The organism is Weissella sp. MSCH1 (assembly GCF_045799135.1).
Taxonomy (GTDB): domain Bacteria; phylum Bacillota; class Bacilli; order Lactobacillales; family Lactobacillaceae; genus Weissella.
Genome location: NZ_JBJMBA010000036.1, coordinates 23,349 through 39,698 on the forward strand (window position 1 = coordinate 23,349; position 16,350 = coordinate 39,698).

Genomic DNA, 16,350 nt, shown 5'->3' on the forward strand with positions numbered 1-16,350 from the left:
GCAAAAATGGGTACAAAAAAGGCGCTTAACGTCATCAGTCAAGCGCCCGTTCGGTATTAAGAAATACCTTCAAGTAATTCAGGTTTATAAACATCGTCCAATGTTTTTCCTTTATCAAACTCGTAAGAATATAAATCATCAAGTGAATTAAACGTCTTTTCAAATACCGGTTCTGCCATGTTGCCCTTAGCATTTGCCCAAAGCCACCATGTTTCAGTATCGTCTTGTGCAGCCTCCATTGAATAGAGCAAGCCTTTGTACCAAAACTGAACAACAGAACCAACTCGTAACCACATCTTGATAGATTCCAACGAATTGCCCGGCTCAGAAAGCAACTCTAATTCTTGCTCACTAAACTTCTCCGTCATTTGGCTTCCTCCATTTCTGTCTAGGCCGCCCACCTACATCCCAGTCCCAATCATGAACGTGAGGCACGACGGGATGAGCTGCCGGTTGAAAGTGGTCAGTATAATCAATATCTTTCAATGCTCGACCTTCGGCATCAAAGTACCGTTTTTGGTATGGCGCTCCATTTTGGGTCATCATAATGACTTCATTAGGTTCTGCACCTCGAGCTTTCAGACTATTATTTTCCTTTGTACGTTGTATCATACCATTCTTTGGTACATCTCGAAAGGCAGGTAACTCTTGAAGCTCTGTTTGCTGTTGGAAAAACTCATCTGGGTCTGCTTCATCTAGTTCATCTTCAAAGAGTGGGTCAGCAACACAACGGCAGTTAATTTCATCCCCTGGATAAATACCACCCCAACCATCATCCCAACTAAATATCTTGCCTTCTAGCGGTCTATGTCGTGGCCGTACTCGTTCATCGAGAGCTGTACTCCACCTGAAATAACTAATGCCTGCTTTTTTTTGCTTGTACTTCGTCATTTCACCAAACACTTTAGCCGTTTGATCTCGCGCGATTAAATTAGCTCGCTTCTTAGATACATCTGTTATATCCATAATTTCAGCAGCTAAAGAACTACCTAGAGTGCCACTCGTTAAGTGCCTCATAACCGCATCCTGTACCTTATTCAGATACTCACTACCGATAGAACTAATATATGACATGTTCTCCGCAGCTTTTGACTGTAAAAACTTTAACTCATCATCTGTAATCTCGATATTTTGAACTCGGCTATGCGCTTTTAATTGCTCATCAACAATGTTATTAGCTATTCGTTCAGAGCCTTTAATCATCTGCTCAACCATTCGTTTTGCTAGGTCTCCGCCGTAAATCAGCGCAGCCTGCTTAACAAACTCGTCTAACTGTTGTTTGAACGTCTCAACATCGCTAGGATCTTGCGGGTTGAATAAATCACCTTGCGCATAAATATCATCAACTTGTAGATAGGGAACCTTGTGATTATCCAGGAACTTTAAAACGCCCTCGTGAATTAAATCAACAAGGGCGTTTAGCTGTTTCTTGTAAGCTTCTTCGACTCGCATCGGAAAATGAGTTGGTGGTGTTTTAACTTTCATACTTAATCACCGTCTGCCTTTTTCCATAGCTTCTTTAACCACCCCACTTCGTTTGGCGAAAAATCGGCGCTGTCACCAATATTCCCCTTGCTACCTCCAGATGTACCTAACGCTCCAAAACGACTCTCACGGACTTCCTCCGGGCTCTCTACACCCTTATCAATATATATAGCGTCCGTTTGAGCTCGACTGTATGCGATTTGCGTCTCAGTCGTCGTATCCAACTGGTAAAGTGGCTTAAATTCAACGCTCCAATCAATCTCGTCTGGGTTAATTTGTCCTCCTGGTTCATTCTTAGCCCAGAGTAACAAGCGGATAAGTCGTTCAAGATGAGGCCGTAGCTCATTCTCTTGTAGCGTCTTAATGCGAGAGTAGTAATTCATTAAATCATACTGCGCTCCCGTTAGTGTTCCGCTTTCTTGTCCCATGATGACCGACTTAGGCATACGTGCTGCGGCAGCAACCCGTTCCCACGAGTAATCAAGCAACTCGTGAATGCCAGAAACCACCTTACTCTCATTGCCTAAATCTTCTTCATTTGTCAAGATTGCCAAAGCGTCCGTCTTAAACTGGTGATTAGCTACTGATCCAATCGCTAATTTATCATCAACGGACATATTCGCAGCGTCTGGCGACTTATAGACCTTGAAAACAAAATCATTCAGCATTTTTTGAATGCTATCAATCGCTACCGATGCGGTACTCAACTCCGGGATCATGCCTTCAAACAATGACCGGCCCCATTGTTCTTGCTCCAGCATTAAGCCGTTAGCAAATAAGAACCGTGACTTATCAATGTCCTGGCTTTTAAGCGATAGACGCATAACCTTGTTGTAATCAGGGCTAGTCACATCGTCGTTATAAATAACACTTGCCATTAACTTCCGACTAAACGGGGTTAAGTATGTGACCTCATTCAGATTCGTTTCATCAACCTCATCAGCTGGGGCAACGTCACCATTCTCATCAAGTCCGATAAATACCGCACCTGATCCATACAGCCGTTGATACTTAAACATCTCTGTTAGTACGTCCTGAACGTTTAAATCACGCAGTCGTTCGTTAAGGTCGTTAGCCAGCTGTTCATCTTCCATTCGGATAGTCCAGCCGTTACGGGTTAAATCTTCCGCCGGTAAGTCAATAATGTTCCGGGCTATCGAGTTGGTTAAGTACAATTCTTCAGCATCGATAGTTGCCATAACTGCCGAAACTCCTCCAGCTTCAAGTGGTACGTCAATACCAGGTCGGGGCATGTACCCAAAACCTAACGCTGCGTTATCCATTACTAACTTTTGACTATTCAACACGTCTTTCAATACTGACATTTAGCTACCTACTTTCGTAATCAGTTAAGCCCAAAGCGGTCTTTCAAGTTTCCTCGGTTTCCAATGTGAGACAAAGCTTGCGACGTACTATCGACCCAATCATCGTGTGGTGCATAAGGGAACCCAAGCAGCTCTGTAACGTAATCGCCGTATTCAGGTTTCCAGCTAGGATGCGGAACAAACACATTCCCGGCCTCAAACAAGGGCGCCACGGCATTCAAGCGTACTTCTTTACCTCCGTTAGGTGTAACCGGCACAATACCGGACAGCTTGTTTTTAAGCGTTGCTATAACGGCTGATCCATTAGCTTTATCTTCGATGTACTTTGCTCGTGCCATAGGATAACGGTCACTCATCGCGTTAATAGCTTTGATAGTTGTTGGAAAGTCCATCCGTTCGTGGTGTGTATCGATTAGATAAAACTCCGCTCCGTTTGTACCCCAAACCGTACCAGCAACATAATCACTTGTTTGAGCGTCTTTAAACGTTGCGTCCCAAGATTGTACTTGCTTATCCCAACGCTTAGGCATTATCTTAACGTCTCTGCTTAATCCTAAGTTTTGTCTTGTTGCCTCGCTATCCACGTAATAATGAATCCAATCACGTCGGATAACCGTACCTGCTTGCGGTGTTGGTCGCTGCTGATACAACGCAGCCCAAGTTCTAGAACCAACACGTAATTTTTGTTTAGTAGCCCATTCAGCATTCCAGCCCAATTGCGGTGCTAACGGTTCTCCTTCACTACGCCCCAACAAATCATCATCGTCTTCCGCTACCGCCGGCAATCTAATTTCTTCCCAAGGGTAGGACTTCTCACGCAGCAGACGGCCAACTAAATCATCCTCATGCCACCTTGTCATGATTACGATAACCGAACTACCAGGGTGTAAACGAGTTGAAAATGTTGACTGCCACTCGGACCAAATTCGTTCACGAATAACTGATGAACTAGCATCTTGTTCATTCTTAACCGGGTCATCAATAATCAACAAATCAGCACCACGTCCGGTGGCTCCACCTGTAATTGATGTACTCATCACACGACCTTTATGTCCTTCTGGGCCCCATTCTTTAACCGACCCTTGCGACCTGGAAACTTTTAATCCAAATATCTTATCAGCCATCTCACTAAACTTACGCCTATTCTTGCGCCCAAAATCCACGGACAGCTCAGCTGAATACGAAACCATCATGACTTCTTTGTCTGGATTCTTACTAATAAAATAACTAGGGAATGTTTCTGAGATGGTTGCCGACTTACCATGTCGTGGTGGCATCTCGAAAATATAGTAATGTTGCTCACCATCGATAATCTTTTGCAGCTTATCCATAATTAAATTGATATGAGGCATTATTTTGTATCCCGGATTTGATAACAAGAAATACTGCTTATAAAAACGACGAGCTAACTCGTACCTTATTTGGTCAGCTAACTCGTCTTTTGTCATTACAGCCATAACTTTCTCCTATACCAATCATTGTTTACATAATGTGCATTATCCAAAGCTGTTGATTTACCGGCGTTTGTTAACGTTTGTGAAATTATGCAGATTCACAAATCGAATTCTAAGTTGTTGTTTCGTTTCACAAGTTGAAAATCAAGAGAAATTCACAATCTATACCACTTATTCAACCAACCTATCTAATAGCGCCTTTAACGCTTCATCACTAAGTGAATTCAATGGGTTTTCTTGTGTTCCTTGTTCTTCTAAATCAATCTGATCTAACAATTTAGTCAATGCGCTTTGCTTATCAAACAGTTCCAATACAACACCATCACGGCCGATTGATACTCGCTTAATTAAACTAGTATCGACTTGCGATTTATCTCGTAACTGTACCCATGACCGATGAGACAGAATAATATTGCCTTCGCTGTCTAACTTAGGCTTTTTATTACCATCCCTGGCTATCTCTTCATAATGTCCGAACTCCAGAAAATCACCGATGTCTGAAAATGCTTGCTTTGCCAGCTGACTCAGTACGTCATTTCTGGTGACTCCAATGTCTAGCAAGCGTGCTTTACGTACTCGTTCAATTTCGCGTTTGACGCTATCATTTGCTATCAATCGAATACTGTTTGCTCGGGCTGAATTATAGTCGGATTTGTATACATTCATGTAAGACTGCGTGGCATTAAAAGTCCGCACATACTCGATAACAAAGGCTTTCTGCTTGTTCGTCAATCCGCTATCGTCTACTTCTTCAATAGCCGCTTCTATGTGTTCAGCGTGTTCCTTTTCAATAGTAACGTTACCTTTCGATTTAGTAACGTTACCTTTGCCAGTTTCATCCCAGTCATCTTGTGATTTCCACTTTCTGACCTGTCCACTGCTTACGCCCAATTCTTCAGCAATGCTTTTTAGCGTCCGGTTACGATCGCGGTCCCACAACTCTTTGGCATGAATGCGGCGTGGGTCTCGTTGCCTTGACACTAATAATCACCACCTTTTATGTATTTGCCACTAGTAATGTACTACCTGTGTTTTGATGGCCGGCTTCTTTCGTACCGACTTGATTGTAGTTTGCTTTGGCTTTGGCTTTGGCTTTGGCTTTGGCTGCTTATCATTCGTAATCTTCCCAATGATTTTCGTCTCAGCCCGCCTGTACATCGGATTTCTCATTCTTTTCTCCCAATACAACAAAACCAGCCATCAGGCAACGCCCAACAACTGGTTTCAATGCTTCATATTGACCAGCGACCACATACAAGTCCTGATCCCGGTAATAACTATCAAAGTTTATCCTTAATAGTTTTGAGTATGTACGCCAGACATAGCAGCTGACATGTCGTTTAAAACGAATACAACGGCAAACCTACGAACCGGAAGATTATCCTTTGTATTTATTTTTGCTATGTGATGCATGTGGTCAGGATTCGCACCTAACATAACCATATGGACCCGACTGGAATTTAACCAGCGCCTCTTGCTTATCAGGCAAGCGCTCTTGCACTGAGCTACAGGCCGGTCTATCACTAGCTAACCTTGTGTCTTACGTTTCTGGTCTCTAGTAATATGCGTCTACCTATTCCGCCACACATACTAATAGTGACATTCGGAATCGAACCGAACGGCGCCCAGCCAGCGCTTTACGAACAACCATTATATTGTTTGTCACTTACCTACTTTTATCGAAAGGAGTATCTCATATGTCAATCATTGACCGCTAAGACTGTCGAATGATAGGCCATGCGTTTCCTAATCATTCGACCCTAACATAATACAACGGGGCATGCGAAGCCTGTGCGACTTCAAAACGAACCAAACGCGAACCTGATGCGAAGCGAATGCGAACCAACTCAACATTCTAAATCATCTGCATAAAATACTCGGAAGTCGTGAACATCAGCGAATGCATCGGCGAAATATCGCAATGCCCGGCCAATGTACTTCTGCCCCGTCCTTGGTGTCATATTCATTAATTCAGAAATATCAATCCATTCCATATCGTCGATATAGCGATACTTGAAGAAATATTTCTCAGGCTCTGGCATTGCGTTAATTGCTTGCCTTACCTGTTCCATGTAAACCTTCGCTTGCATGTGGTTCGTGAGCTTCTCTTCAACTGAATTACCATTCTTTGGTCCGCCAGGCATGTCACTAATCACCGGAGACTTTAGATCAACGTGATTGATGCGTGCCTGGGCTTTAATGTGCTTAAATTCAGATTCAAAGAAGTCGCGAACCGCTGCTTCAGTTGCCTTCTCGTTCAGCTTTCTCAAAAGTGCCATAACCAACCTGCCCCCGTATGCTAAAATGTTATCTGCTATGAAAACATAAGCGCTGGGCTCTATTAAGTTAGTGTCTGGCGTTTTTTCTATGCCTTCGAGAAGTTGGGTACATGGTTTGTCTTAGAACTCTTTAGCTGCCAACCGTGAATGTCAGCAACGTGCATCACCAAATTCTGTGTAGCTGACGCAGCATTTGATAACCGTGAGGCTGACCAATCAGGATGTGCCTTATGAAGTCGCTCAATCTTATCGATAGATACCTTCATAACATCCGTTAGATTTGTCCGGCCGCTCCCTTGGCGCTCAATCACTACCGCCGTATTCACTGTTTTGGCAAACGAGTAATTCAAACCCATATCACACCTCCCAAACTCGCTTAATTCGACTAATTGCATCATCAATCGCTTCGTTGTAGCCACGCCAGTAATCTCGTGATTTGACGTTCTTTTCAACATCCGCCTTCATTTCCATGCTATCCACAACAATCTTGTCGTTCTTCAACTCACCGATTAATCGACGTGCTAGCACTGCATTGTACGTATCATTCTTCGTTGTCACTTGATATTCACCCCTTCACTTCTATGTTTGGCTACTGCCACCGCATTTGATTTCATCATCAGCCAAATCAACCAATCCACATCAATCAGAGGATCACGTTTCAATGGCTTTTTAATGAACCCTGCCGGCGTTAACCAACCAATCCCATGTGGCAATGCGTCCAATATCTCTGTCTTATGATTTTGAGCAAGCGCGTCTGTTGTCACCAAATAATTGAAGTGTCCAACCCATGACTTAATCGCCTTAGACTTAAAATCAGACATGCTAACCTTAATCTCGTATGCCCTTACAATCTTTTCCGTGCTAACACTGATAAAGTCCACACGACCCAAATAACCAATTTTCTTTGCTTGTGCCACTGTTACACTCTTAACCGGCTTGTCAGTTAACGTAACCTCTGTTGCACCAAATTCACCTACGACCGTCGTACTACGGCGGTTCTGAATACGGTCAAACAGCCAGTCTTCAAGAGCGATAGTGTCGGCTTTCTTCGTCATTAATCCACCACCTTGATTAGTTCTGGGTTTTCGTGAATGTTACCTTTAACTTCCAAGTCATCTTCCTCGTAGGCATACATTGGTTCGTTTTTAATCCAGAACGTTCCGTGAACAAACTGAACAACACTTGTGATGGCAGTTGTCACTTCTTCACCCAGGTATCCATATCCCTCATGCCAGAGTTCAACGATATCACCCTCGTAGATTTCTTTTAATTCCTTGTCCTTCATGCCCGTATATTGTTCGACTACATACTTATCTGGAGCCATGCTTTGCAAAGAAAGCACTTTGTTTCCATAGACAAATTTCTGACCGAATTTCCGTCCACTAAACGGTGTGTACCATGCTCTAAACTTAATTTCTCGTGCCACTATTCTTCACCACCTTCCATAAACTCATCAACAATTTCGTCAACTGGCATATCACGCCGCATTGCATTCTTTGAATTTGCAAACTTAATCAAAATCTCACGGACTTTTTCGGTGGTGTAGTATTCGTATTCTCCACTTGGATCCGCATACAGCAATGCTCGTATAGTTTGACCTCGTCGCATTTCTGGTTCACCTAGTGTGCTAAGTAACTCTACTGGTTCAAATCCTGCAATTGCCATTAATCTTCCTCACTTAAATCTTCTAAATCTTCCTTGATGCTCAAAAGTGAACACTTTGCAATATCGGCCGCCTCTTTCATAGACGCCTCATTACGATCCTTATTTTGTTGATAAATCCACAAGACATCACTAATCATGCTCTCGACGATGTCCGTCACTTCACGTAGCTTTGCGTTACTTTCCCTGTCATGATTTGTCTCGCCAAATGGTGATGTGTCATTCACCAGAGTCGCAGTAATATCTTGACTACTTAGTTCTGTGGTAATCTTCATTATTCTTCCAACTCGCTATCCGTCTTCTGACCAACGATGACTAACTCGACCTCACCGTTAAACATTTTTTTGAGAGTGTCCCGGTTAGCTCGTTCCAACAGGAATAAGTCATCAAACATTCGGTTATCAAGTGCGTACGCTAGCAACACAAAATCATTAATTTCTTTACGTGCCACATTAAGTTGATGAACGAACTCCTCGGTGACTGGGTATTGTGGCTTAGGAACATCAACAATCTTCTTCTCCATTACTTATCACCTCGATTTGACCAATAAGGCCGTTCTTCATGTTCTTCCGTAACGCGCGTTGTTACCTTGTGAGAAATGGACACGCTAAGCCCCTCAGTCAGAATGTTAAGAACCACTGACAAGATAACAGGGCTAAATACAAGCCACCATGACCAGCTAATGACGCCAGCCAACTTCAAGATAACCATTACAACTGTTGCAACCCAAAAGATATTCATTACTTTGCCTCCACGATTTCAAACATCTTGCCGTGATACTTTCCGGCCAACCGATCGTAATCAGTATCTGCATCAACGTACTCAACCGTTCCATATGGCGTGTACCAATATACTTCCCACATATCCTTCTCCTAGAACAAACTCAACTGTGTTTCGTTTGTCTGCGTATCTTCAATAATTTCTTTGTTTTGGTGCGGATCACCTTCAATGAAGTCGCTCCTGAATAACCATTGACCAACTTCTTTGTTAACCGTTTCTTTGCCGATAACTGAAATCATGTTGGGGCCGATATTCTTGATAACGTACCCATCACGTTCAATTTCGGTAAACAGTGGCTTGTTGGTCAAAATCATGAACCATCCCCGCACCGTTGTTTCAGATAAATCCATAAACCGTTCCTTCTTCCGTTGATGCTCTTTCATAATTCGCCACAGTTTGGCTCGTATGGCGTTTTCAGTTCGCAACAGATAGAAACTCATGTCACGCTTCCTAAGCCCCTGATTGAGCAAAACAAACAGCCTATCGACGTCATCAACCGTCCATGGTTCACCTCGTTTGTCTTCCATGACTGACGCCTCACTTTGAATCAACATGCTGCCAAGAAATTTCTACCCGTTCATTACCTTTGTCGATACCCGCAAAAACGTCCGACAGGCCCGCCACGAACTTCAAACCATCTCCCGGCATAAATTCCTTATCTTGCACCGAAACCTTCTGAAATGCGTCAAAAACGAACTTGTGCATGAAAGCAATGTTGTCTAAGTCTGTTCGTTTGTCCTTCAAGTACCATTCGAAACTGAATTGAGCTGGATACTCAATCTCAAGCCCATTTGTAATGGCTTCAACGACGATCGGTTGAATTTTGTATTGGATAGCTGCTTTGTGCCGATTAAGAATTGGCCGACCACGAGTTAACCCGCTAATTTCAACGTACTTATTCAGCGTCAACGACGACATCCGAACTGGAGACGACTTCTTATCACGCCATGGAATTTCGAATGCTGACATTGGAATTACTAAACGATTATTCATTCTGAGCTTCACCACTCTTCCACCAGGCGTCTGCAATCGCTACAGATGACACGCTAGCCAGTTCAGAATTACCAAATGAACCGCGAGCCCAATTGAAGGCATTCTCAACTGATGATGTCAGTAATCGTTCAACCGACTCACTTTGAACACGTTCCAACCATGGGTGATAGCCATTCTTCATCAATGCGTACATATACATTGCTGCCTCTGAACGTGTTGCAAACACCTCAACCTGAGTAACCTTCTCAGTTCGGAACCAACGCCGCTTCGCCGTGTTGTACTTAACAATCCACATATCTCTTACCACTCCTCTCGTTCAACCAACGGAACAACCCGCATAATTTCGTACGCGTCACCACTGTAATAAGTTCGCAACAACCGCAAGTTGTCACCAGATGTCACCGGCTTATGAAACCGATTGCCCACGTTCTTATTGAATACGACGTACTTTGGCATCTTCTTGCCCATTTGCTACACCTCTTTTGACGATTATTTTTTCAATTCATTCAAATCTGCATCTAGTGCAATCGCAACCTTAATTAACCGTTCCAATCCGAGTGCCTTGTTATTTCCATTCATAACCGCATACAACGTGCTGGTGGCAATGCCGGTTTCCTTCGCAAGCCAATAAACTGACTTGTTCTGTTGTTTTAGTTGCTGATTTATCCAACTGCTTAGTCTCATTCGACCCCCTCCGACTGTGTTCCATAAACGTGCTATAATCATTTTGTTAGCAATTAGTCCGATTGATTGCTAACGCCTTGTTTTAGACATCTAGTCAGTTAAAACTGACTGACCTCACTTAAGGAGAATTTTTATGAACTTTACCGATTTACAAAACACAAGTTACGCATTATCAATAATTTCCGAAGACATGAACAATCCAACATACCGACCTATTGTTGAATATAACGGGAAATTGTTAGTGGCAAATTTTCTTAAAAATGACTTTGATTTTTTCCCAAAAGAATTGAAATACAATAGTCGATTTAAAGAAGAGACTGTGCGTTTCGCAGATTTTGAAGAAGGAACTGATTATCAAGTAATCGATCTACGGAAAAAATATTTCCAAACATTTTTAGATTCGTTTACCAAACGCTCATCAGTTCCAAATGATGAACATTTAATCAACGCTATCATTTCTCTCGTAAACGACACCGATAAGAGTTTAAAACCACTTAACACTTTCAATATTGCTTATAATGTTAAGTTCCTTGAGTCAGGTCTAACTTTTGACTCATATCGTTTTCCAGATGATGCCGCCTTTAACTTGGTTGCTTTGCAAGAGGATTAAACACTTGTTCTTTGGTGTATTCAAGATTGGTCGAAACTCTTGAATGCGATTTAACGTATCATTCAGCTCAGAATCTTGTTTCTGAGCTTTTTTTGCCAACTCTTGCCACTCATCAAAATTTTCAATGGCCAACGTAATAATAGTTTGATTTTCCACATCTTCTTTACCTCGTTTGCCCACCCATACCCGCGGAACTAATCCGCACTACTCTTGTGTTACTTAGCGCTTAGTACGCTTCTTCTAGCCAAATTTCAGATGCTTTCAACTCAAACGCTTCTTTGAGTTCAAGCAACTTGTTTCCAGCTTCTTTCAATGTGTAGCTACCCCAATAGCGTTGATCATCAAACACTGTGGCAACGACACGAAACTTCTTGTCACCCATTACCAAATCTCCTTCTGCTGCTTGTCACCATACTTATCAGAGGCGTAGTTACGCTTCTTCTCGTTATCAATTACGGCACTCATTGTCAGCAAATGTTTTGCTAGGCGATTTTTCAAAATACCGTCTGTGTACTTGAATGAGTTTTGGTTGCTTTCACGAGTGACCTTAATTGCATCAGCTACAACTTCTGCATCCATACCGTCGTTAGTGACATATTCTTGCAGTTGTTGCCGTTGTAACGGCCCATAAACAAAGTCCAAACCGTTATCAGTAATCGATTGACTGATGACAGACATAGCTGTTACAGCGCTATTACTATAGTTATCGTCTGTCTTGTCGGTCCAACGTTCACTCTTTTGTTCACTATCTTTCTTTGTATTACTGTTACTTTGTATAGTGTTTCTTTGTAGATGCGGATTCACCGTTACCGGTAATTCCGTCACCGGTTTAACCGCTACCGGTAAATCCGTTTGCGGTGAACGCATAGTTACATCAGAAGCAGTGTAGGTAACTTCACCGAACTTCCCCTTTGTTCCACGTTCTTGTTGACGTACTACATACCCTTGATCAATCAATTCATTTAACGCTGCAAACACTGCATCTTTGCCGTCTTTGAAGTGCGAAACTAATTCAGTGCGGTGGATAACCCAATCCTGTGGCAAACTCATTAAGTACGCCAATAACCCTTTGGCCCGCATACTCATGTCTTCTCGCTGTATTGGGTGCCTCTGCATCATCATGAAGTTATCAGCACTACCCTTTTTAATGATTGGCATTGCTTAAGCCTCCCTGTAATCATCAATACCTTGAAAGATGATGATTTTGTCCTTGTCTTTAGGAATGAGCCGGCTAGTAAGGCTTTCGTCATACTTAGCATTCAGCTCAGTCAAATTGTCATTAGTTGTGATGATTGTTGTCTTGCCGATACGAGCATTTACAATGCCATACAAGATTTCCGTCATTTTGTCAGTAGCGCCGCCAGACCCCGATTCTTTTCCAAAGTCGTCCATCACTAAGACGTCAACTTCCTTCATTCCGCGAATGATCATGTTGTAGTCTTGCTTGGCACGCTCATCATTGATTGACATCAACATCAACGACCGCAAATTCACTACATTAACAAACAAACCTGACTTAACTTTCATCAACTCATTCAGCATTGCTACTGACAAAGCTGTCTTACCCGTTCCAGCTCGTCCAACCAACACATAGTTGCCTGATGTTTGTTCAAGTTTCTTCGCAGCAATGACTGCCTTTTTACCAATATCGTGATGCTCTTGCGTTGGCGCTTTCCAATCCTTGAATTCAAAGAACTTCACATCTTCTGAAACGAATAACGACATTGGATAATACCGGCGTGTCTCAGTCTTACGAAAACGTGCAATCTTATCAGCAAGAACACCACTAACTTCTGGGATATCCTCAGCCGTTGAGGCCGCACCTTTACGGAAGTTTTCCAAAAATTGTTGCTTGTCAAACTTCGTATCTGACTTAGATGCAATCAATTCAGCGAACCTGACGGCTGTATCTTCCGTCAGGTCGAATGTTCCACCCATGTTTTACTCCTTTCCGGGCCTCTCACCCCATTTGGCTGATTAAGTCAGCGTCCTTATTCACTACAGCGTCACTACATTTTCTGGATCAACTCGGAAGTTGGTTCGATATAGTCGGCTATAGGTGTTAACGTTTTCCGGTTCAACCTCACCATTAATCAGTTGAACAATTCGTGGTTGATGTGTCCTGACTTCTTCTAGACCCGCATCAAGCGTTTCCTGTGAAATCTGATAAACATCAGCCAGTGGCTCATCTTCCTTGCTGACGGCCACAATGTAGACCTCAAACTCTCGTCCAGTCATTTGGCGCAACATCTCTTGATAAGCGGCCATTTGTAGGTGATAACCACGTCCGATAAAGAAGTTTTCGTATTCGCCATAGTACTCTGACCATTCACCACCGATTAAGCCGTGGTACTCTTTCAACGACTTAACTGTCTTGAAGTCAACGAAATACCCTTCTTCAAAATTGACTGCATCCAGCTTCCCACGCCACTTAACACCATCAATAACACCTTCGATAACTGACTCTTTGTCAGGTGCGCCATCTACAAGCGCCATGATGTTTTCATCAGCTTCGATACGGTCAATCATTGCCTGAGCGAGCTTGTATTCCGTTTTTAGCTGTCCCTTCGAAGCACCACGAGTAGAAATGATTTCAGGGTGTTCTTCCTTGAATTGTTGGTGTGCCTCAGCAGACTCAAAGTATGAATGCAAGTAGTTACCTACTAACAAAGCCGTCTTATTTGGGATAATTTCATATTCACCACGCATTTGAGCCAATGCTTCAGCTTCACCAGCAAACAAGAAATTCTTGAACGTTGAAGCATGCATATGAACGAATGCATCACGTGGATCATAGTAGTCATATTCTTCTGTCATAATTACTCCTCCGGTTGGAACAAGTCAGCCGTGCTGAATTCCGTTTGTGTGGTTTCTTCCGGAACCCAATCAGGTTGTTCATCTGGCATATCTAGCTCTTCATCATCTGTTGTTGGACGATTTGTCATGTTGAATTCATACTCAGCAGCCATGTTCAACAACGTTTGCTTGTTAGCCTTTGGTGGATATGGGATATTACGTTCCTCTAGCCATGCCTTAATTTCTGGAACTGTGTGAGCGTTTGTCACACTACCTTCTGGAGCAACAACTTCGTCTGTCCCTCCTGGCTCTGATGTATCTGCTGGCTCTTGTGGGGCTTCCACTGCCTTTTCTGGCTCTTCTGCATGAGTTTGTTCATGAGCTTTTTCAAAGCTCTTCACGGGGTCTTTTTTCGCCATACGAGCAAATGCACCCTTTGGCTTTTCCTGAACTTCAGGTGTCACATCTCGTGGATCAGGCACAAATTCATTTGCAGTGGTTCCGTTAATTGCATTTACCAATGCGCTTTCATCATCAGTCGTGTTAATAATGTTCTTCGCAGCACGATTGATTACTGTTCGCTTTGCCATTTCTTCCGGGAACTTCTTGTGCACATTCAATTGACGTGATTGACCCCAAGAAGCATCAATTTGTTTCTTAGTCATGACTTCGTATTGCTTTGTACCATCAGTCTTAGTGATTACTGCATACGCACCAACAATTGGGTTATCCAGCTTCATGAAATCCGTGTGGTGTTCTTTGACAATCAGCTCGCCGTCTTCGTTGTAATCGACTTGGAAATCTTCACCTTCGTGGACAATGAACGCGGCAATATTTGCAATTTCAGGCAATCGCTTTAGAACTTGTTGAGTACCGAAGTATGATCGCTGCATTTGCAACTGACGACCATATGCAATGAAGTACACTTGCGTCTTTGCTGGGCTCAATCCTTGAACAACCATGTCGAACAGTGACTTTTTGATTGAATCTGGTGTCACGTTTTCAATTCCCTTGATTGTTGGCAACATTGCCACAGCTTCTTGCAATGCGTTAGCTACGTGGTAGTTTTCAGGAACCTTGAAACCTTGTGTTTCAACCAATCCCTTGAAATCATTTGCAACGGATGAAGCAATCAACTGTTGTGTCTGTGTCGTCGTTACATTGAAGTTTTGTTCTGTCATTTCTTATTCCTCCGTATTTACACGATTCCCGTTCAGTTCGAAATATCGAACCATCTTTGCCTTATCATTTGGGACAAATTCTGAATCAATCATCCAGCCTTCATCTCCTCGTTGAACTTCGTCACCTTCGAAATCTTCGCCCCAAGGTTCAGCGTCATTCAACGGTTCTAACAAATCATTTGGCATAAACGTTCCTCCCATGTGATAAAATTGAAGGGTAATTGAACGTTCGAAATTCATTACCCAAGCCATTAGCGATTGCAGTCGTTAATGGCTTTTTTGATACATAAAACATTTGAGCCACCTTTCTGTCCGTCGCTCAACTCGGATGTCGAAACGAAATCACTTATGAAAACATTTCGTTACAGTAACTCAACATCCTAGTTGAACGACGGACACGGTTATTCAGTTACTTACGAGAAACTCTTACGTCACCCTTAATCAAGGCCCGACCAGCGAAATATACTCGTGGGCCCCATGACTTAAGCCAAACACGTTGAATGAAACGTTCACCCAACTCATACAAGGCCAACATCATGAATGCTCCAATTGCAGCTGCAACCATCCAAATCATGACCAAGATAGATCCGTCATTCATTGTTAATCCTCCATATACTTATTTTTTGCCTGTGCATTTGTGTAAGCCTCAATGTGCTTAACATCTCGTGGTCGCACTGGAAACCATTTATCAATAAAATCAACCAACCATGCGGTAACTGCTGCGATTGCTGCAATTCCGGCTAATGCATATCCAATTGCCATTCCGTTCACCTCACCACCTCGTCAGCATGTTCTTCGATATACAACGCAATCTTGTAACCGTGATACAACAACTGGCTCTTACCTTTTTTAATGGTTAGGCCGGGCTCAGCTTCAATCCTTGTCCGCCAGTATGTGTTGAAATCTGCCATGCTAATCGCACCTAGATAATCTTCTAAGGTTGGTTGATTATCAGGAGTGCTCTTCGTACGGTACATTTGAACAAATTGATGACCATGCATGATGTTGCGCTCAGCCATTTGAACAGCCTGCTCGAATACTTGAGCACCCAATTGCATCAACATGTCATTCGGCAATTGAAGAGTTACTTGTTCTGCCATT

The 16,350-nt window shown here is 42.9% G+C and carries 31 protein-coding genes and 1 tRNA gene; 1 reads left to right on the forward strand and 31 read right to left on the reverse strand.

What is annotated here, in order from left to right; translation table 11 throughout:
• Nucleotides 1-56 precede the first annotated feature (56 nt).
• The 22 genes from ACJ28U_RS04255 to ACJ28U_RS04360 form a co-directional block, all read right to left on the reverse strand.
• The gene (locus ACJ28U_RS04255; RefSeq protein ID WP_407618495.1) at nucleotides 57-368 is read right to left on the reverse strand and encodes a hypothetical protein; all 312 of its coding nucleotides are present in this window, start codon (nucleotides 366-368) and stop codon (nucleotides 57-59) included.
• The gene (locus ACJ28U_RS04260; RefSeq protein WP_407618496.1) at nucleotides 352-1,485 is read right to left on the reverse strand and encodes a phage minor head protein; all 1,134 of its coding nucleotides are present in this window, start codon (nucleotides 1,483-1,485) and stop codon (nucleotides 352-354) included. The genes ACJ28U_RS04255 and ACJ28U_RS04260 overlap by 17 nt, the downstream gene beginning before the upstream one ends.
• Before the next feature lie 2 nt (nucleotides 1,486-1,487).
• Nucleotides 1,488-2,810: an anti-CBASS protein Acb1 family protein gene (locus ACJ28U_RS04265; RefSeq protein ID WP_407618497.1), complete on the reverse strand. Its 1,323-nt coding sequence runs from the start codon at nucleotides 2,808-2,810 to the stop codon at nucleotides 1,488-1,490.
• 20 nt (nucleotides 2,811-2,830) lie between these two features.
• Nucleotides 2,831-4,267, reverse strand: coding sequence for a phage terminase large subunit (gene terL, locus ACJ28U_RS04270; RefSeq protein ID WP_407618498.1), 1,437 nt, complete (start codon nucleotides 4,265-4,267; stop codon nucleotides 2,831-2,833).
• Nucleotides 4,268-4,435: 168 nt separating this feature from the next.
• Complete coding sequence (locus ACJ28U_RS04275) at nucleotides 4,436-5,245, reverse strand: terminase small subunit (protein WP_407618499.1); 810 nt, start codon at nucleotides 5,243-5,245, stop codon at nucleotides 4,436-4,438.
• 30 nt (nucleotides 5,246-5,275) lie between these two features.
• Entirely contained in the window at nucleotides 5,276-5,434 is a 159-nt protein-coding gene (locus ACJ28U_RS04280) for a hypothetical protein (RefSeq protein ID WP_407618500.1), read from the reverse strand.
• Nucleotides 5,435-5,708: 274 nt separating this feature from the next.
• Nucleotides 5,709-5,778: transfer RNA gene (locus ACJ28U_RS04285), tRNA-Ile, on the reverse strand.
• Nucleotides 5,779-6,111: 333 nt separating this feature from the next.
• Complete coding sequence (locus tag ACJ28U_RS04290; RefSeq protein ID WP_118122540.1) at nucleotides 6,112-6,543, reverse strand: ArpU family phage packaging/lysis transcriptional regulator; 432 nt, start codon at nucleotides 6,541-6,543, stop codon at nucleotides 6,112-6,114.
• An 86-nt stretch (nucleotides 6,544-6,629) separates the two neighbouring features.
• On the reverse strand, nucleotides 6,630-6,899 hold the full coding sequence (locus ACJ28U_RS04295) for a hypothetical protein (RefSeq protein WP_407618501.1): 270 nt from the start codon (nucleotides 6,897-6,899) through the stop codon (nucleotides 6,630-6,632).
• A gap of 1 nt (nucleotide 6,900) precedes the next feature.
• Complete coding sequence (locus ACJ28U_RS04300) at nucleotides 6,901-7,101, reverse strand: hypothetical protein (protein WP_407618502.1); 201 nt, start codon at nucleotides 7,099-7,101, stop codon at nucleotides 6,901-6,903.
• Nucleotides 7,098-7,598 (reverse strand): hypothetical protein, encoded by a 501-nt coding sequence (locus ACJ28U_RS04305; RefSeq protein ID WP_407618503.1) that lies wholly within the window; start codon nucleotides 7,596-7,598, stop codon nucleotides 7,098-7,100. The genes ACJ28U_RS04300 and ACJ28U_RS04305 overlap by 4 nt, the downstream gene beginning before the upstream one ends.
• On the reverse strand, nucleotides 7,598-7,969 hold the full coding sequence (locus ACJ28U_RS04310) for a YopX family protein (protein ID WP_407618504.1): 372 nt from the start codon (nucleotides 7,967-7,969) through the stop codon (nucleotides 7,598-7,600). Before ACJ28U_RS04310 ends, ACJ28U_RS04305 begins: the two co-directional genes overlap by 1 nt.
• Nucleotides 7,969-8,208: a hypothetical protein gene (locus tag ACJ28U_RS04315; protein WP_407618505.1), complete on the reverse strand. Its 240-nt coding sequence runs from the start codon at nucleotides 8,206-8,208 to the stop codon at nucleotides 7,969-7,971. The genes ACJ28U_RS04310 and ACJ28U_RS04315 overlap by 1 nt, the downstream gene beginning before the upstream one ends.
• The gene (locus ACJ28U_RS04320) at nucleotides 8,208-8,480 is read right to left on the reverse strand and encodes a hypothetical protein (protein WP_407618506.1); all 273 of its coding nucleotides are present in this window, start codon (nucleotides 8,478-8,480) and stop codon (nucleotides 8,208-8,210) included. Before ACJ28U_RS04320 ends, ACJ28U_RS04315 begins: the two co-directional genes overlap by 1 nt.
• Entirely contained in the window at nucleotides 8,480-8,728 is a 249-nt protein-coding gene (locus ACJ28U_RS04325; RefSeq protein WP_407618507.1) for a hypothetical protein, read from the reverse strand. The genes ACJ28U_RS04320 and ACJ28U_RS04325 overlap by 1 nt, the downstream gene beginning before the upstream one ends.
• The gene (locus ACJ28U_RS04330) at nucleotides 8,728-8,946 is read right to left on the reverse strand and encodes a hypothetical protein (protein ID WP_407618508.1); all 219 of its coding nucleotides are present in this window, start codon (nucleotides 8,944-8,946) and stop codon (nucleotides 8,728-8,730) included. The genes ACJ28U_RS04325 and ACJ28U_RS04330 overlap by 1 nt, the downstream gene beginning before the upstream one ends.
• Nucleotides 8,946-9,068 carry a hypothetical protein gene (locus tag ACJ28U_RS04335; protein WP_407618509.1) on the reverse strand — a complete coding sequence of 41 codons (123 nt, stop codon included), beginning with the start codon at nucleotides 9,066-9,068 and terminating at the stop codon, nucleotides 8,946-8,948. Before ACJ28U_RS04335 ends, ACJ28U_RS04330 begins: the two co-directional genes overlap by 1 nt.
• 9 nt (nucleotides 9,069-9,077) lie before the next feature.
• The gene (locus ACJ28U_RS04340) at nucleotides 9,078-9,512 is read right to left on the reverse strand and encodes a hypothetical protein (protein ID WP_407618510.1); all 435 of its coding nucleotides are present in this window, start codon (nucleotides 9,510-9,512) and stop codon (nucleotides 9,078-9,080) included.
• A gap of 10 nt (nucleotides 9,513-9,522) precedes the next feature.
• Complete coding sequence (locus tag ACJ28U_RS04345; protein WP_145465290.1) at nucleotides 9,523-9,978, reverse strand: hypothetical protein; 456 nt, start codon at nucleotides 9,976-9,978, stop codon at nucleotides 9,523-9,525.
• Nucleotides 9,971-10,273 carry a hypothetical protein gene (locus ACJ28U_RS04350; RefSeq protein ID WP_240166768.1) on the reverse strand — a complete coding sequence of 101 codons (303 nt, stop codon included), beginning with the start codon at nucleotides 10,271-10,273 and terminating at the stop codon, nucleotides 9,971-9,973. The genes ACJ28U_RS04345 and ACJ28U_RS04350 overlap by 8 nt, the downstream gene beginning before the upstream one ends.
• A gap of 5 nt (nucleotides 10,274-10,278) precedes the next feature.
• Nucleotides 10,279-10,446, reverse strand: coding sequence for a hypothetical protein (locus ACJ28U_RS04355; protein ID WP_186434539.1), 168 nt, complete (start codon nucleotides 10,444-10,446; stop codon nucleotides 10,279-10,281).
• Nucleotides 10,447-10,467: 21 nt separating this feature from the next.
• Nucleotides 10,468-10,662: a helix-turn-helix domain-containing protein gene (locus ACJ28U_RS04360; protein WP_407618511.1), complete on the reverse strand. Its 195-nt coding sequence runs from the start codon at nucleotides 10,660-10,662 to the stop codon at nucleotides 10,468-10,470.
• Nucleotides 10,663-10,795: 133 nt separating this feature from the next.
• Between ACJ28U_RS04360 and ACJ28U_RS04365 the strand changes: the two genes are divergently transcribed.
• Complete coding sequence (locus ACJ28U_RS04365; protein WP_407618512.1) at nucleotides 10,796-11,272, forward strand: hypothetical protein; 477 nt, start codon at nucleotides 10,796-10,798, stop codon at nucleotides 11,270-11,272.
• A 226-nt stretch (nucleotides 11,273-11,498) separates the two neighbouring features.
• On the opposite strand, the gene ACJ28U_RS04370 is transcribed toward ACJ28U_RS04365, so the two are convergent.
• From ACJ28U_RS04370 to ACJ28U_RS04410, 9 genes are all read right to left on the reverse strand, one after another.
• Nucleotides 11,499-11,654, reverse strand: coding sequence for a hypothetical protein (locus ACJ28U_RS04370; protein WP_407618513.1), 156 nt, complete (start codon nucleotides 11,652-11,654; stop codon nucleotides 11,499-11,501).
• Nucleotides 11,654-12,430 carry a DnaD domain protein gene (locus ACJ28U_RS04375; protein WP_407618514.1) on the reverse strand — a complete coding sequence of 259 codons (777 nt, stop codon included), beginning with the start codon at nucleotides 12,428-12,430 and terminating at the stop codon, nucleotides 11,654-11,656. Before ACJ28U_RS04375 ends, ACJ28U_RS04370 begins: the two co-directional genes overlap by 1 nt.
• Before the next feature lie 3 nt (nucleotides 12,431-12,433).
• Nucleotides 12,434-13,210, reverse strand: coding sequence for an ATP-binding protein (locus ACJ28U_RS04380; RefSeq protein WP_407618515.1), 777 nt, complete (start codon nucleotides 13,208-13,210; stop codon nucleotides 12,434-12,436).
• A 60-nt stretch (nucleotides 13,211-13,270) separates the two neighbouring features.
• On the reverse strand, nucleotides 13,271-14,089 hold the full coding sequence (locus ACJ28U_RS04385; RefSeq protein ID WP_407618516.1) for a PD-(D/E)XK nuclease-like domain-containing protein: 819 nt from the start codon (nucleotides 14,087-14,089) through the stop codon (nucleotides 13,271-13,273).
• Between the two features lie 2 nt (nucleotides 14,090-14,091).
• A complete protein-coding gene (locus ACJ28U_RS04390) occupies nucleotides 14,092-15,249 on the reverse strand; it encodes a recombinase RecT (RefSeq protein WP_407618517.1) in 1,158 nt (385 codons plus the stop codon).
• A gap of 3 nt (nucleotides 15,250-15,252) precedes the next feature.
• The gene (locus tag ACJ28U_RS04395; RefSeq protein WP_195556178.1) at nucleotides 15,253-15,435 is read right to left on the reverse strand and encodes a hypothetical protein; all 183 of its coding nucleotides are present in this window, start codon (nucleotides 15,433-15,435) and stop codon (nucleotides 15,253-15,255) included.
• Nucleotides 15,436-15,658: 223 nt separating this feature from the next.
• A complete protein-coding gene (locus ACJ28U_RS04400; protein WP_407618518.1) occupies nucleotides 15,659-15,847 on the reverse strand; it encodes a hypothetical protein in 189 nt (62 codons plus the stop codon).
• Between the two features lie 2 nt (nucleotides 15,848-15,849).
• On the reverse strand, nucleotides 15,850-16,011 hold the full coding sequence (locus ACJ28U_RS04405; protein ID WP_407618519.1) for a hypothetical protein: 162 nt from the start codon (nucleotides 16,009-16,011) through the stop codon (nucleotides 15,850-15,852).
• A 5-nt stretch (nucleotides 16,012-16,016) separates the two neighbouring features.
• Nucleotides 16,017-16,349, reverse strand: coding sequence for a hypothetical protein (locus tag ACJ28U_RS04410; RefSeq protein ID WP_407618520.1), 333 nt, complete (start codon nucleotides 16,347-16,349; stop codon nucleotides 16,017-16,019).
• Between the last annotated feature and the right edge of the window lies 1 nt (nucleotide 16,350).